The organism is Micromonospora sp. NPDC023644 (assembly GCF_040640115.1).
In the GTDB taxonomy this organism is placed as follows: Bacteria; Actinomycetota; Actinomycetes; order Mycobacteriales; family Micromonosporaceae; genus Micromonospora.
Map to the genome: position 1 here is coordinate 1 of NZ_JBFABA010000040.1, position 17290 is coordinate 17290.

Below are 17290 nucleotides of genomic sequence, written 5' to 3' on the forward strand. Positions count from 1 at the left end.
CCGCCGACGTGCTGCCCGACGACGCCGTGCTGGCCGTCGCCGTGCAGCGCAAGGACCGGCCGGAGGCGCACGCGCTCCTGCACGCCCTGGCCGAGCTGCACGTGCACGGCGTTCCCGTGAGCTGGCAGCCGTGGTTCGCCGACACCGGCGCGCGCCGGGTCGACCTGCCCACGTACGCCTTCCAGCACCAGCGGTACTGGCCCGAGGGCTCGCCCGCGAAGCAGGCCGCCCCGGACGGCGGCGACGCCGAGTTCTGGGCCGCCGTCGAGCGTGGCGACCTGGCCGCCCTCGCCGCCGAACTCGGCGACGACCCCCAGGCACTGGACGCCCTCAGCCCGGCGCTGCCGGTCCTCTCGCGCTGGCGTCAGCTCCGGTCCCGGGACACCGCACTGGACGGCTGGTCCTACCGGGTCGGGTGGGAGCCGGTGCGGCCGGCCCCGGCGACCGGACTGGCCGGGCGGTGGCTGGTGGTCACCGCCGACAGCGGCGCCGACGCGGGCGTGGCGAAGACCCTCACCCAGGCGGGCGCCAGGGTGGACTCGCTGACCGTGCCATCCACCCTCACCCGCGCCGACCTGGGCGAACGGCTGCGCCGGACCAGCGGGGAGGGCTGGGCCGGGGTGCTCTGCGTCCTGCCCCGTCAGGACCGGCCGCCGGCGCACACGCCCGCGGTGCCCGCCGGCACGGCGGTGCTGCTCACCCTCGTCCGGGCGCTGACCGACACCGGCCTGCCGGGCCGGGTGTGGGCGCTCAGCCGGACCGCGATGCCGGTCACGGCGGGGGAGCGGGTCGACGACGTCTGGGCGGCCCTGGCCTGGGGCCTGGGCCGGGTCGTCGCCCTCGAACAGCCGGACCGCTGGGGCGGCCTGGTCGACCTGCCCGACCGCGCCGACCGGAGCACCCGCGCCGGGCTCGTCGCGGTCCTGGCCGACGGCACCCTGGACCAGGTGGCCGTCCGCCGCAACGGCCTCTTCGGCCGGCGGCTGGTGCCGGCCGCGCCGCCCGCCGGGTCGGGCTGGCGGCCCGCCGGGACGGTGCTGGTGACCGGCGGTACGGGTGCGTTGGGTCGGCACGTGGCCCGTTGGTTGTTGGCCAACGGGGCGGCCGAGGTGGTGCTGGCCTCGCGGCGGGGTCCGGCGGCGCCGGGTGCGGCGGAACTGGTGGCCGAGTTGGGTGCGGTGCGGGTGGTGGCGTGCGACGTCACCGACCGGGCGGCGGTCGACGCGCTGGTCGCCGGCCTGCCGGGGCTGACCGCCGTCGTGCACACCGCCGGCGCGTCCGGCGGCACCACCCCGGCGTACGAGGTGACCGACGGCGAGCTGTCGGAGACCCTGGCCGGCAAGGTGCTCGGCGCCGTGCACCTGGACGCCGCCTGCCGGGGCCGGGACCTCGACGCGTTCGTGGTCTTCTCCTCGGTCGCCGGCGTCTGGGGCGGCGGCGGCCAGGCCGGCTACGCGGCCGGCAACGCCCTGCTCGACGCCCTCGTCGCCGCCCGCCGGGCGGCCGGCCTGCCCGCCACCGCCCTGGCCTACGGCCCGTGGGCGGAGGACGGCATGGCCTCCGGCGAGACCGCGGACGGCCTGCGCCGCCGCGGGTTCACCCCGCTCGCGCCCGACGCCGCCGTCGCGGCGCTGGGCCGCTGGGTGAACGCCCCGGAGGCGGCGCCGGTGATCGTCGACGTCGACTGGTCCCGGTTCGTCACGGCGTTCACCGCCGCGCGGCCGAGCCACCTCTTCGACCGGGTCGCCCCGGCGACCGCCGAGGAGCCGCAGCGGCCGGAGAGCGCGGTCGCCACCGACGGGCTGCGGGCCAGGCTCGTCGCCCTGCCGGCGACCGGCCAGGAGGCGCTGCTGGTCGACCTCGTCCGCGCGGAGGCGGCGGCGGTCCTCGGCCACCCCACGACCGACCAGGTGCCGGCCGACCGGGCGTTCCGCGAGCTGGGCTTCGACTCCCTCGCCGCCGTGCAGCTGCGGGACCGGCTGGGTCGGGTCACCGGCCTGACCCTGCCGTCGACCGTGGTCTTCGACCACCCGTCGGCGGCGGAACTGGCCCGCTTCCTGCGTACCGAAATCGTGGTCGGCGCGGACGGCGGCCCGGCCGCCGCCAGCGTGACCTCGGTCCGGCCGCCGGCCGACGAGCCGATCGCGATCGTCTCCATGGCCTGCCGCTTCCCGGGCGGGGTGTCGTCGCCGCAGGAGCTGTGGCGGCTGCTGGCCGACGGGGTGGACGCGGTGACGCCGATGCCCACCGACCGGGGCTGGGACCTCGACGCCCTGTTCGACAGCGACCCGGAGCGGGTCGGCACCAGCTACACCCGCAGCGGCGGGTTCCTGCGGGACGTGGCCGGCTTCGACGCCGCGTTCTTCGGGATCAACCCGCGCGAGGCCCTCGCGATGGACCCGCAGCAGCGCCTGCTGCTGCACACCACCTGGGAGGTGTTCGAACGCGCCGGCATCGACCCGCACCGGGTGCGCGGCTCCGCCACCGGCGTCTTCATGGGCACCAACGGGCAGGACTACGCCACCCTGCTGCTGGGCGCCCGGTCCCAGGTGGAGGGCTACCAGGCGACCGGCAACGGCGCGTCGGTGGTCTCCGGCCGCCTGGCGTACTCGTTCGGGCTGCACGGCCCCGCCGTCACCGTCGACACGGCCTGCTCGTCGTCGCTGGTGGCGCTGCACCTGGCCGCGCAGGCGCTGCGCAGCGGCGAGTGCGACCTCGCCCTGGCCGGCGGCGTGACGGTGATGTCGACCCCGGGCGCGTTCCTGGAGTTCTCCCGGCAGCGCGGCCTCGCCGCCGACGGGCGGGTCAAGGCGTTCGCCGAGGCCGCCGACGGCACCGGCTGGGGTGAGGGCGTCGGCGTCCTGCTGCTCCAGCGGCTCTCCGACGCCCAGCGCGACGGCAACCGGATCCTCGCCGTCGTACGGGGCAGCGCGGTCAACCAGGACGGCGCGAGCAACGGCCTCACCGCGCCGAACGGGCCCGCGCAGCAGCGGGTCATCCGGCAGGCCCTGGACAACGCCGGCCTGACCCCGGGCGACGTGGACGTCGTCGAGGCGCACGGCACCGGCACCACCCTCGGCGACCCGATCGAGGCGCAGGCGCTGCTGGCGACGTACGGCAGGGACCGTTCCGCCGACCGGCCGCTGTGGCTCGGGTCCGTGAAGTCGAACATCGGCCACACCCAGGCCGCCGCGGGCGCCGCCAGCCTCATGAAGATGGTGCTGGCCCTGCAACACGAGGTGCTGCCGGCGACCCTGCACGTCGACGCGCCGACCCCGCACGTCGACTGGACGTCCGGCGCGCTGGCGCTGCTCACCGAGGCGCGGCCGTGGACCGCCGACGACCGGCCCCGCCGGGCGGGCGTCTCCTCCTTCGGGATCAGCGGCACCAACGCCCACGTGATCCTGGAACAGGCCCCGGACGGGCCGGAGCCGGTCGATTCCGCCGGGGAACGGCCCGAGGCGACCCTGCCGTGGCCGGTCTCCGCCGCGGACCTGCCCGTGCTGCGCGAGCAGGCCGGCCGGCTGGCCGACCGGGTCGCGACCGACGACGACCCCGCCGACCTGGTCGCCTGGGCGCTCGCCGACGGCCGGGCCCACCTCGGCCAGCGGGCCACCGTGGTCGCCGCCGACCGGGCCACCCGGGTCGCCGCGCTGCGGGCCCTGGCCGGCGGCGAGGCGCACCCCGCGCTGGTCACCGCCCGGCGGCGCGCGGGCGGCCTCGCGGTCCTCTTCTCGGGCCAGGGCGCCCAGCGCCCCGGCGCCGGCCGGCAGCTGTACGACACGTTCCCGGTGTTCGCGGCGGCCCTCGACGAGGTCTGCGGCGAGCTGGACCACCAGCTGCCGCAGCCGCTGAAGCCGGTGCTGTTCGCGGCCGACGGCAGCGCGGAGGCCGCGCTGCTCGACGAGACGGTGTTCACCCAGGCCGCGCTGTTCGCGCTGGAGGTGGCCCTGTTCCGGCTGGTCGAGTCGTTCGGGGTGGTGCCCGGGCACGTCGCCGGGCACTCGATCGGCGAGATCGCCGCCGCGCACGTCGCCGGGGTGCTCTCCCTCGCGGACGCCGCCACGCTGGTGGCCGCCCGGGGCCGGCTGATGCAGGCCCTGCCCGCCGGTGGCGGGATGCTCGCCGTCGCCGCCGACGAGGCGGCGGTGGTCGAGTCGCTGGCCGGGCTGACCGACCGGGTCGGCGTCGCGGCCGTCAACGGTCCCACCTCCGTGGTGGTCGCCGGGGCCCTCGACGCCCTCGACGGGCTGGAGCGCCTCTGGCAGGAGCGCGGGGTACGCACCCGGCGGCTGCGGGTCAGCCACGCGTTCCACAGCCCGCTGATGGAGCCGATGCTGGCCGGGTTCCGGGCCGTCCTCGACGGGCTGACGTTCGGCGCGCCGCTGCTGCCGATCGTGTCGAACCTGACCGGGCGGCTCGCCGAGCCCGACGAGATCCGTACGCCCGACTACTGGATGCGGCACGTCCGGGAGGCCGTCCGGTACGCCGACGGGATCGCCGCGCTGCGCGACGCGGGCGTGGACACCTTCCTGGAACTCGGCCCGCAGGCCGTGCTGACCGCGATGACCGCCGGCCTGCTGCCCACCGACGAGGACGGGACGGCCGTGGCGGCGCTGCGCGCCGGCGTCGACGAGCCGGCCGCCCTGCTGTCCGCGTTGGCCGTCCTGGACGGCACCGGGCGGGACGTCGACTGGGCGGCGGTGCTCGCCGTGCTGGCCGGCCCCCGTCCGGATGCCCGCCGGCTGCCCGAGCTGCCGACGTACGCGTTCCGGCCGCAGCGCTACTGGCCGACCCTCGACGCGGCCCCGACCCCGGCCGCCGACCCGGTGGACGACGCGTTCTGGCGCGCGGTCACCGACGGCGACCTGGACCGGCTCGGCATCGACCCGGACCAGCCGCTGCGCGACCTGCTGCCGGAACTGGAGTCGTGGCGGCGCCGCCAGCAGCTCGACGGCACCCTGGCCGGCTGGCGGTACCGGGTCACCTGGGAGCACCGGGCGCTGACCGGCGCCGACCCCGGCACCTGGCTGGTGGTGGCCCCGCCGCACCAGGTCACCGACCGGGTGCTCGCCGCCCTCACCGCCGGCGCCGCGACGGTGCACCTGCTGACCGTCGACCCGGCCACGGCCACCCGGGACGGCCTCGCCGCCGACCTCGACCGGCTCGCCGCCGCGCACCAGCCGACGGCACTGCTCTCCCTGCTGGCGCTGGACGAGGCGCCGCACCCGGAGCAGACCGCGCTGCCGACCGGCCTGGCGGCGAACCTGCTGCTCGTGCAGGCGCACACCGGCCGCTCCGGCCCGCCCGTGCCGCTGTGGCTGGCCACCACCGGCGCCGTCGCCGTGGACGACGAACCGGTCGTCCACCCGACGCAGGCCACCACGTGGGGCCTCGGCCTCGTCGCCGCGCTGGAGCACCCCCGGCACGTCGGCGGAGTCGTCGACCTGCCGGCGGGCCACGGCGAGGCGGCGTACGCGGCCCTGACCCGGGCCCTCACCAACGTCGACGGGGAGGACCAGCTCGCCGTCCGGGAGGGCGGCGTGCACGCCCGGCGTCTGGTCCGCGACACCGGGCGGCCGGCGGCGGGCGGCGGGTACCGCCCGAACGGCACCGTCCTGCTCAGCGGCGGGACCGGCGCCCTCGCCCGGCACACCACGGACTGGCTGGGCCGCCAGGGCGCCGAGGTGCTCCCGCTGGCCGAGCCGGCCACGGGCAAGCTCGGTGACCTGATGGAGCAGCTCGCCGCCGAGAGCCGACCGGTGACCGCGCTCGTGCACGTCCCGACGGAGACCGGCTCGGTGCCCCTGGCCGAGCTGACCCTCGCCGGCCTGGCCGCCGACCTGGCCGCCACCGTCGGTGACGTCCCGAGGTACGCCGACGAGCTCGCCCACCGGCCGCTCGACGCGTTCGTGCTGTGCACCTCCACCACGGGGGTGTGGGGCGCGGGCGGCCGGGCCGGCCAGTCCGCCGGCGACGCGCTGCTGCACGCCCTCGCGGCGAACCGGCGGCACGGCGGCCTGGTGGCCACCGCCGTGGCATGGGGTCCGTGGCGCGACGATCCCGAGTCGGCCGAGCTGGCGCAGCTGCGCCGCCGCGGCCTGCCGGGCCTGCCCCCGGAACTGGCCGTCGAGGCGTTCGGGCAGGCGCTGCGTGCGGAGGCGGCGCTCGTGGTCGCCGACGTGCGCTGGGACCGGTTCGTGCCGACGTTCGCGTCGATGCGGCCGTGCCCGCTGCTGACCGGGGTCCCCGAGGCGGGCGCGGCGATGCCCGCCGACGACGACCGCCAGCCGGCGGACGACGAGGCGGCGACCGCGCTGCGGGAGCGGCTGCGCCCGCTGAGCCCCGCCGAACGGGAGGGCGTCCTCGTCGAACTCGTGGGCGGCCTGGCGGCGACCGTGCTCGGCCACACCGGGGGCGCGGGGCTGGAGCCCGACCGCGCGTTCCGCGAGGTCGGCTTCGACTCGATGACGGCCGTGGAGCTGCGCAACCGGCTCCGCGCCGCCACCGGCGTCCAGCTGCCCGCCGCCGTGGTGTTCGACTACCCCACGCCGGCGGCGCTCGCCCGGCACCTGCGCGACCGGCTCGTCGAGGACGGCGCCGCCGCGGCCGCCCCGCTGCTCGCCGAGCTGGACCGGCTCGACGGCGTCTTCGCGGCCGACGCGCCGGACCGGCTGACCCGGCAGAAGCTGCTGGTGCAGCTGCAGGCGTTCGTCGCCCGGTGGGGCGACGACCGGGGCCCCGTCGAGGAGAAACCGGCCACGCACACCCTCGACGACGCCACGGACGCCGAGATCTTCGATTTCATCCACCGCGAGCTGGGCGGCCCCGGCGGCAATTTGCCGGGCATCTAGAAATGGTGTGGCGCGGCCGTTGTCGACGGTTGTGACACGATCGGCCGGGCGGGCCTGACCACCCGCCCGGCCGCACCCCGCGAGGGCGGTGCGCCGGACCGCTCGCAGGGCGGGTCGGCCCAGCCTGCGCGCCCGCCGCCTAGGGGCACCCGTAGGGGCAGGCTAGGGGTTGTGACCGCCGTCCGGCGACAATTACCTTTCGTCCGGCGCGTAAGACCTGGTGGGGGCTGAAACGCTTTTTGTCTGGCAATTCGTGGTCGGCTGAATGGGCTTAGATCTTCGCGGCTTGTGGCGTCTGTGGACGGTATTGGGCCGCCTGTTTCTTTCCGGCCCGAAGAGGTGGCGTCAATGGCGACTGAAGATACGCTCCGGGAGTACCTGAAATGGGTGACGGCGGACCTTCACCAGACCAGGAGGAAGCTCGGCGAGCTTGAGGCGGCCAACCGGGAGCCGATCGCCATCGTCGGCATGGCCTGCCGGTTCCCGGGCGGGGTGGGCTCGCCCGAGGAGCTGTGGGAGCTGGTCGCCTCCGGTCGGGACGCCGTCTCCGCGTTCCCCGCCGACCGCGGCTGGGACCTGGCGCGGCTGTTCCACCCGGACCCCGACCACCCCGGCACGTCGTACGTCGCCGAGGGCGGCTTCGTCGACTCGGCCACCGACTTCGACGCCGGGTTCTTCGGCATCTCGCCGCGCGAGGCGCTCGCCATGGACCCCCAGCAGCGGCTGCTGCTGGAGACCTCCTGGGAGGCGTTCGAGCACGCCGGGATCGACCCCTCCGCGCTGCGCGGCCACCAGGTGGGGGTGTTCGCCAGCACCACCGGCCAGGACTACGTGGGGCTGCTCCAGCAGCCGCCGCCCGGCACCGAGGGCTACATCCTCACCGGCACCGCGGCCAGCGTCGTGTCCGGCCGGATCTCGTACGCGCTCGGCATCGAGGGCCCCGCCCTCACCGTCGACACGGCCTGCTCGTCGTCGCTGGTCGCGCTGCACCTGGCCTGCCAGGCGCTGCGGCAGGGGGAGTGCACCCTGGCGCTCGCCGGCGGGGCCACCGTCATGTCCACCCCGTCCGCCTTCATCGGCTTCAGCCGGCAGCGCGGCCTGGCCATGGACGGCCGGGTCAAGTCGTTCGCCGCCGCCGCCGACGGCACAGCCTGGGGCGAGGGGGCCGGCCTGCTGCTCGTCGAGCGGCTCTCCGACGCCCGGCGCAACGGCCACCCCGTCCTGGCCGTGGTGCGTGGCAGCGCGGTCAACCAGGACGGCGCGAGCAACGGCCTGACCGCCCCCAACGGCCCGTCCCAGCAGCGCGTCGTGCTCCAGGCGCTGGCCAGCGCCCGGCTCGCGCCGGAGCAGGTCGACGTCGTGGAGGCGCACGGCACCGGCACCACCCTCGGCGACCCGATCGAGGCCCAGGCGCTGCTGTCCACGTACGGGCAGGGGCGGCAGGCGGACCGGCCGCTCTGGCTCGGCTCGGTCAAGTCGAACATCGGGCACACCCAGGCCGCCGCCGGCGTGGCCGGGGTGATCAAGATGGTGATGGCGCTGCGGCACGGGACCGTGCCGGCGACGCTGCACGTCGACGAGCCCACCCCCAACGTGGACTGGACGGCCGGCGCGGTGTCGCTGGTGACCGAGCCGCAGCCGTGGCCCGCCGGGGAGCAGCCCCGCCGCGCGGGCATCTCGTCCTTCGGCATGAGCGGCACCAACGCCCACGTGATCATCGAGGAGGCGCCCGCCGCCGACCCGGCCCCGTCGGACGCCCCGGACGGCCCCGCCGCCGCGACCGACGCGGCCACCGTGCCGGACGCCGCCGACACCGCCCCGGTCACCGGGGCCGGCCTCGTGCCGGTGCTGGTCTCCGCCCGCGACGCCGAGTCGCTGGCCGCGCAGGCCACCCGCTGGGCCGACTGGCTCGACGGCCGCCCCGAGCTGCGGCTGACCGACGTCGGCTGGTCGTCGGTGCGCACCCGGGCCAGCCTCGAGCACCGGGCCGTGCTGCTCGCCGCCGACCGCGCCGACCTGAGCGACGGCCTGCGCGCGCTCGCCGCCGACGGCGACGCCCCGGGCCTGGTCACCGGCGCCGGCTCGCGCGGCGGCAAGCTCGCGTTCCTCTTCTCCGGCCAGGGCGCGCAGCGCAGCGGCATGGGCCGTGACCTCGCCGCCGCGTTCCCCGTCTTCGGCCGGGCACTGGCCGAGGTCTGCGCCGAGCTGGACCGGCACCTGCCCCGCCCGCTCGCCCCGGTGCTCTTCGCGCCCGAGGGCGACGAGGCCGCCGGGCTGCTCAACCAGACCCTCTACACCCAGGCCGGCCTGTTCGCCGTCGAGGTCGCGCTGTTCCGGCTCCTGGAGAGCTGGGGGATCGTCCCGGACGTCCTGCTCGGCCACTCGATCGGCGAGCTCTCCGCCGCGCACGTGGCCGGCGTGCTGTCGCTGCCCGACGCCGCCACGCTCGTCGCGGCCCGGGGTCGGCTGATGCAGGCCCTGCCGGCCGGCGGCGCGATGCTGGCCGTCCAGCTCCCCGCCGACGCGGTGCGGGCCGCCCTGGCCGGCATCGAGGACCAGGTCGCCGTCGCCGCCGTCAACGGCCCCACCGCCGTGGTCGTCTCCGGCGTGGCCGACGCCGTCGAGGAACTCGAACGCCGCTGGGCGGACCAGGGCGTACGGATGCGGCCGCTGCGGGTCAGCCACGCCTTCCACAGCCCGCTGATGGAACCCATGCTCGCCGAGTTCGCCGCCGTGGTGCGCGGGCTGGAGCTGCACCCGCCGGCGGTGCCGATCGTGTCGAACCTGACCGGCGCGGTCGCCGACCCCGACGAGATCCGCACCGCCGACTACTGGGTCCGGCACGTGCGGGAGGCGGTCCGGTTCGCCGACGGCGTCGAGCAGCTGCGCGCCCTGGGCGTGCGTACCTTCCTGGAGGTCGGCCCCAGCGGCGTGCTCACCGCGCTGGCCCGCGACATCCTGGCCGCGGACGACGACACCGCCGCCGTGGCGCTGCTGCGCCGGGACCGTCCCGAGCCCGCGTCCGTGCTCACCGCCCTCGCGGAGCTGCACGTCGGCGGGGTCGAGGTGGGCTGGGCAGAGCTGTTCGTCGGCGCGGACGCCGGGCGGGTGCCCCTGCCCGGCTACGCCTTCCGCCGGCAGCGGTTCTGGCCCGAGCCGCCGCCCGCCGCCCCCGACGCCGCCGCGCACGACGGCGACGACGAGTTCTGGACCGCCCTGGAGCAGGCGGACGTCGACACCCTCCGCAGCGAGCTGGGCGTCGGTCCGGACGACGACGCGCAGGTCCAAGCGCTGCTGCCGGCCCTGCCCGTGCTCACCTCCTGGCGCCGGTCCCGGCGGGAACGCTCCCTCGTGGACGGCTGGTCGTACCACGTGACCTGGCAGCCCGTGCCGGTCGAGGACACGGACGCCCCGGCGGGCCGCTGGCTGCTCGTGCTGCCGACCGACGACGCCCCGGCGTGGGCCGACCGCCTGGCCGGGCTCTTCGGCGACGCCGAGCCGCTGGTGCTGCGGGTCGGCGCGGCGGACCTCGACCGCGCGGCGCTCGCCGCCCGGCTGCGGGAGGAGATCGACGGCCGGCCGGTCGACGGCGTCCTCGCCGTGGTCGCCGGCCAGGACCGGCTGCTGCCCGAGCACCCCGGCGTGACCCTCGCCGCGGCCGGCGTCCTCGCCCTGGTCCAGGCGATGACCGACCTGGACCTGGTGGCGCCGCTGTGGTGCGTCACCAGCGGCGCGGTGGCGGCGGCCCCGGGCGACCGGGTCGCGCACCCGCTGCAGACCGAGGTCTGGGGTCTCGGCCGGGCGGCGGCGGTCGAACAACCGCACCGCTGGGGCGGCCTGGTCGACCTGCCGGCCACCGTCGACGACGCCACCGCCCGGCGGCTCGCCGCCGTGCTGGCCGGCCACGGCGGCGAGGACCAGGTGGCCGTGCGGCCCGGCGGGACCTGGGCCCGCCGGCTGAGCCCGGCCCCGCCTGCGGCGGACGAGCCCCCCGCCGGCGACTGGTGGTCCGGCACCGTCCTCGTCACCGGCGGCACCGGCGCCCTCGGCGGCCACGTCACCCGCTGGCTGCTCGACCGCGGCGTCGGGCGGGTGGTCCTGGCCAGCCGCCGGGGCACCGCCGCCCCGGCCGTGGCGGACCTGCTCGATGCGTACGGCGCCGACGGGCGGGTCGCCGTCGCCACCTGCGACGTCACCGACCGGCGGTCCGTGGCGGAGCTGGTGGACTCGCTGCCCGACCTGACCGCGGTCGTGCACGCCGCCGGCACCGACCAGCTCACCCCGCTGACCGACACCACCCTCGACGAGTTCTCCCACGTCGTCGCGGGGAAGGTGCTCGGCGCCCTGCACCTCGACGCCTGCCTCGCCGAGCGCGAGCTCGGCGCGTTCGTCATGTTCTCCTCCATCTCCGGCGTGTGGGGCAGCGCCGGGCAGTGCGCCTACGGCGCCGGCAACTCCCTGCTGGACGCCCTGGCCGTCAACCGGCGCGACCGGGGCCTGCCGGCCACCGCCGTCTCCTGGACGGCCTGGGGCGGCGCGCACGGCATGGCCGCCGAGAACGTGGCCACCGAGCAGCTCAACCGGATGGGCCTGCCGCCGGTCGACCCGGAGAAGGCGCTCGTCGCGCTGGACCGGGCGCTGCGCCGACCGACGCCCTGCGTGACCGTCGCCGACGTCGACTGGAGCCGGTTCCACCCCGCGTTCACCGTGGCCCGGCCCAGCCCGTTCCTGGGCGGCCTGCCGCAGGTGCGGGCGCTCGTCGCGCAGGAGGAGGCCGCCACGCCCACGGGCGGGGTCGCCGCGCCGCTGCGCCACCTCGCGGCGCTGCCCGCGGCGGAGCAGGAGCGGGAGCTGCTGAAGCTGGTCAACGAGCAGACCGCGGCGGTGCTGGGCCACGCCACGCCCGACGAGCTGCGCGGCCGCCCGTTCAAGGACCTCGGCTTCGACTCGCTGACCGCCGTCGACTTCCGGGGACGGCTGAACGCGGCCACCGGCCTGCGGCTGCCCACCACGCTGGTCTTCGACTACCCCACCCCCGCCGAGCTGGCCGCGCACCTGCGTGAGCTGGTGTCCGGCGCCGACCCGGTCGACGCCCCGCAGACCGTCGTCGTGGACGCCGACGAGCCCGTCGCGATCGTCGGCATGGCCTGCCGCTACCCCGGCGGCGTCGACGGGCCGGAGGCGTTCTGGCGGCTGGTCGCCGACGGCGTGGACGCGATCTCGCCGTTCCCCACCGACCGGGGCTGGGAGATCCCCGAGCCGGCGGAGGGGACCCACCCCCCGGCGGGCGGGTTCCTCTACGACGTGGCGGACTTCGACCCCGCCTTCTTCGAGATCTCGCCCCGCGAGGCCCTCGCCATGGACCCGCAGCAGCGGCTCACCCTCGAGGCGTCCTGGGAGGCGCTGGAACGGGCCGGGGTGGACCCGGCCGCGCTGCGCGGCACCCGCACCGGCGTCTTCGTGGGCGCCTCCACCTCCGGCTACGGCACCGGGCTGACCGAGGTCCCCGAGGGGGTCGAGGGCTACCTGATGACCGGCGCCGCGCACAGCGTCATCTCCGGCCGGGTCGCGTACGCGCTGGGGCTGGAGGGACCGGCCGTCACCGTCGACACGGCCTGCTCCTCGTCCCTGGTGGCGCTGCACCTCGCCGGGGCGGCGCTGCGGCGCGGCGAGTGCGACCTGGCGCTGGCCGGCGGCGTGGCGGTGATGGCCACCCCGACGGCGTTCCAGGAATTCTCCCGCCAGGGCGGCCTGGCCTCCGACGGGCGGTGCAAGTCCTTCGCCGCCACGGCGGACGGCACCGGCTGGTCCGAGGGCGTCGGCATGCTGCTCGTGCAGCGGCTCTCGGACGCCCGGCGGCAGGGCCGTCGCATCCTGGCCGTGGTGCGCGGCTCCGCCGTGAACTCCGACGGCGCGTCGAACGGCCTGACCGCCCCCAACGGGCCGTCCCAGCAGCGGGTGATCCGGCAGGCGCTCGCCAGCGCCGGCCTGGCGGCCACCGACGTGGACGTCGTCGAGGCGCACGGCACCGGCACCGTCCTCGGCGACCCGATCGAGGCGCAGGCCCTGCTGGCGACGTACGGGCAGGACCGGGGCGACGCCGGCCCGCTGCTGCTGGGCTCGGTGAAGTCGAACATCGGCCACGCGCAGGCCGCCGCCGGCGTGGCCGGTGTGATCAAGATGGTGCTGGCGATGCGGGAGGGCACCGTCCCGGCGTCGCTGCACGCGGACACGCCGTCGCCACACATCGACTGGTCCTCCGGCGACGTGGAGCTGGTGACCCGGTCCCGGCCGTGGCCGGCGGTCGCCCGGCCCCGCCGGGCGGCGGTCTCCTCGTTCGGGATCTCCGGCACCAACGCCCACGTGGTCGTCGAGCAGCCCACCGACGCCGAGGTGAGCGACGCCGAGCCGGCCCCCGCCCCGGCCGCGGGGCTGGTCGCCGCCGACGTGGTGCTCTGGCCGCTCTCGGCCCGCTCGGCCTCCGCCCTGGCCACGCAGGCGTCCCGGCTGGCCCGGCACGTGCGGGAACACCCCGGCCTCGCCCCGGCGGCGGTCGGCTGGTCCCTCGCCGCGACCCGGTCGGCGTTCGACCGGCGCGCCGCGATCCTCGGCGCGACCCCCGGCGACCTGCTGGCCGGCCTGGACTCGCTGGCCGCCGGCACCCCGGCGGGCAACGTGGTGACCGGCACCGTCGCCCAGCACGGCGCGGGCCCGGTGTTCGTCTTCCCGGCCGCCACCCCGGCGGGCGCGGCGGCCGGACTCGTGGGCCGCTGCCCGGTCTTCGACGCCACGCTCGCCGAGTGCCGGCAGGCCCTGGCGCCCTGGCTCGACGTCGACCCGGCCGCCCTGCTGACCGGCGCGGACGCCTCGTGGACCGAGCGGCCGGAGCTGGCCCGGCCCGTCCGGTTCGCCGTCGGGGTGGCGCTCGCCGCCGTCTGGCGGCACGCCGGCCTCACCCCGGCCGCGGTCGTCGGCGACGGCGACGGCGAGGTCGTGGCCGCCTGCGTGGCGGGCCTGCTGTCCCTGCCCGACGCCGCCCGGACGGTGGCGCTGCGGGCCCGGGCCGCCACCGGCGAGCTGGACGCCGACGGCCTCCGCGCCGCCCTGGCGGGGATCGCCCCGCAGCCCGGAACCGCCCGGCTGGCCTCCACCGCCACCGGGGACTGGGCCGACCCGGCCGCCCTCGGCGCCGACCACTGGGCCGACCCGGCCACCCTCGGCGCCGGCCAGCGGGCCGGGGGACCGGAGCAGCTCGACGCCGCCCTCCGCACCGCCGTCGACGCCGGACACCTGACCTTCGTGGAGGTCTCGCCGGAGCCGGCGCTGACCGCCCGGGTCGCCGCCGTCCTCGACGCGGCCGGCGCCACCGGCCACGTCCTGGACACCCTCGGCGGGACGGGCGACGCGGCCACCCGGCTGCTGACCGGCCTCGCCACCGCGCACGTCCTCGGCCTGGCGGTGGACCACCGCCGGCTGCTGCCCGAGGCCGAGCCGGTCGACCTGCCCACGTACGCCTTCGACCGGCACCGCTACTGGCTGGAGCGCACCGGCGCGCACCGCTCGGTCCTGCCCGCCGTGGGCCTCGACGTGGTCGACCACCCGCTGCTCAGCGCGGTGGCCGACCTGCCCGGCGACGAGGGGCTGCTGTTCACCGGCCGGATCACCCTCGCCACCCACCCCTGGCTGGCCGACCACGCCGTGCTGGGCACGGTGCTGCTGCCCGGGACGGCGCTGGTGGAGCTGGCGTCCTGGACCGGCCGGCAGGCCGGCGCGGCGACCGTCGCCGAGCTGAACCTGGAGGCGCCGCTGGCGATCCCCACCGAGGGGGGAGTCGACCTGCGGGTCCGCGTCGGTCCGCCGGACGAGACCGGGCACCGGCCGGTCGCCATCCACACCCGGCGCGACGACGACACCGGAGCCGACGGATCCCGGGCCTGGCAGCGGCACGCCTCCGGCCAGCTCAGCGAGACCGCCGACCCGGAGCCCGCACCGGCGGCCGTGTGGCCGCCCGCCGACGCCGAGCCGATCGCCCTCGACGGGCTCTACGCCCGGCTCGCCGCCCAGGGCTACCACTACGGCCCGGTGTTCCGCGCGCTGCGCGCCGCGTGGCGGTCGGGCCCGGACATCCTCGCCGAGGTCGCCCTGGACGCCGACGCGTCCACCGACGCCACGGCCTTCTCGGTGCACCCGGCCCTGATGGACGCGGCGCTGCACGCCATCGGCGCCAGCGCCACAGCCGGCGCGACTGCCGGCGACCCCGACGGCGCGACGCCGGCCCCCGACGGCGGCCCCGACATCCGCCCGGGCCTGCCGTTCACCTGGTCCGGCGTGACCATCCGGCCCACCCGCGCCCGCGAGCTGCGGATCCGGCTGCGCGCCACCGACGCCGGGTCCGTGGCCCTGACGATCACCGACACCGGCGCGACGCCGGTCGCCTCCGTCGACGGTCTGGTGCTGCGGCCCATCTCCGGCGAGCAGCTCAGCGCCGCCCGCCGGTCGGCCAGCCGGTCCCTGCACCGTCTCGACTGGGTCGCCCCCGCCACAGGCCGCGCCGACGGCACGTCCCGACTGGTCGCCCTGGGCGACGACTGGCTCGGCGCCGACCGGCTCCCGGACCTGTCGGCGCTGGTGGCCGAGGTGCGCGCGGGCGGTCCCGCACCCGACGCGGTGGTGGTGACCTGCGTCGGACCGGCCGCCGACGAGCCGCACCCGGCCCGCCAGGCGCACCGGGTCGCCCACCGCATGCTCGCGCTGGCCCAGCAGTGGCTCGCCGAGGAGGCCCTCGCCGCCGCCCGCCTGGTGGTCGTCACCCGCGGCGCGGTGCGGGTCGAGCCGGACGAGCGGATCGCCGACGTGCCGGCCGCCACCGCCTGGGGCCTGCTGCGCTCCGCCCAGTCGGAGAACCCCGACCGGATCGTGCTCCTCGACGTCGACGACGACGCTTCGGCCGCCGCGCTGCTGCCGGCGGCCCTGGCCACGGGCGAACCCCAGCTCGCCGTACGCGCCGGCCAGCTCCGGGTGCCCCGGCTGACCCGGCTCGGCCCGCCCCCGGCCGAGGTGCCCGGCCCCGACCTGGCCGCCGGCACCGTCCTGGTGACCGGTGCGACCGGCCTGCTCGGGCGGCTCGTGGCGCGGCGGCTGGTGACCCGGCACGACGTACGGCACCTGCTGCTGGTCAGCCGCAGCGGGGCGGACGCCCCGGGCGTCGCCGCGCTGGTCGACGAGCTGGCCGGGCTGGGCGCCACCGTCCGGGTGGTCGCCTGCGACGTCACCGACCGCGACGCGCTCGCCCTGCTGGTCGACCAGATCCCCGCCGACCTGCCGCTGACCGGCGTGGTGCACGCGGCCGGGGTGCTCGACGACGGCGTCCTGGCCGCCCTCACCCCGGACCGCTTCGACACCGTGCTCCGCCCCAAGGTCGACGCGGCGTGGCACCTGCACGAGCTGACCGAGAAGCTGGACCTGGCCGCGTTCGTGCTCTTCTCCTCGGCGGCCGGCCTCTTCGGCGGCCCCGGGCAGGCCAACCACGCGGCAGCGAACTGCTTCCTCGACGCCCTCGCCCAGCACCGGCGCGACCGGGGACTCCCCGCGCTCTCGCTGGCCTGGGGCCCGTGGGTCAACGACACCGGCGACGGCCAGACCGGGCACGTCGACGAGGCCCGGATGAACCGGGGCGGCTTCGTCCCGCTCGGCGCCGACGAGGGCATGGACCTGTTCAGCGAGGCGCTGCGCTTCGCCGAGCCGGTGGTCGTACCGGTCAACCTGGACCTCGCGCTGATCGGCCGGCACGGCCCGGCGGCGGTGCCGCCGGTGCTGCGCTCGCTGGTCCGGCCGGCGACGACCGGCGCGGTGCGGGCCGCCGAGCGCGACCCGGCCGAGGCGCTGCGGGAGACCCTCGCCGCCACGGCGGAGGCCGACCGTGACCAGGTGCTCTCCGACCTGGTCCGCACCCACGCCGCCGCGGTCCTCGGCTACGCGTCGATCCGCTCGATCGACGCCGAGCGCGGCTTCGTCGAGCTGGGCTTCGACTCGCTGACCGCGGTCGAGTTCCGCAACCGGCTCAACGCGGCCACCGGGCTGCGGCTGCCGTCCACGCTGATCTACGACCGGCCGACCACGGCCGCGCTGGTCGAGTACCTGCGCGGCGCGCTGCTGGCGGAGCGGAGCACGTCCGCGCTGACGGTGCTGGGTGAGCTGAACAAGCTGGAGCACGCCATGCGCGCGGTGGCCACCGGTGACACCGACCGGGCCGCCGTCGGCGCCCGGCTGCGCGAACTGCTCTCCCTGTGGACCTACACCGAGTCCGGTGCGGACTCCGCCGCCGACGAGGGCGCCAGCCTCGAGTCGGCCTCCGCCGAAGAGATCTTCAGCCTGCTGGACGAAGAGTTCGGCTCGGCCTGATCCGGCATGTCGCACACCTCGAACCCCGATACGGA

Annotated in this window: 2 protein-coding genes; both read left to right on the plus strand. The window is 77.5% G+C overall.

The window, feature by feature from the left end:
* Window positions 1-8: 8 nt before the first annotated feature.
* Window positions 9-6854 carry an SDR family NAD(P)-dependent oxidoreductase gene (locus AB0G08_RS23195; RefSeq protein ID WP_358091389.1) on the plus strand — a complete coding sequence of 2282 codons (6846 nt, stop codon included), beginning with the start codon at window positions 9-11 and terminating at the stop codon, window positions 6852-6854.
* Between the two features lie 348 nt (window positions 6855-7202).
* Window positions 7203-17255: a type I polyketide synthase gene (locus tag AB0G08_RS23200; protein ID WP_358091391.1), complete on the plus strand. Its 10053-nt coding sequence runs from the start codon at window positions 7203-7205 to the stop codon at window positions 17253-17255.
* The last annotated feature ends 35 nt before the right edge of the window (window positions 17256-17290 follow it).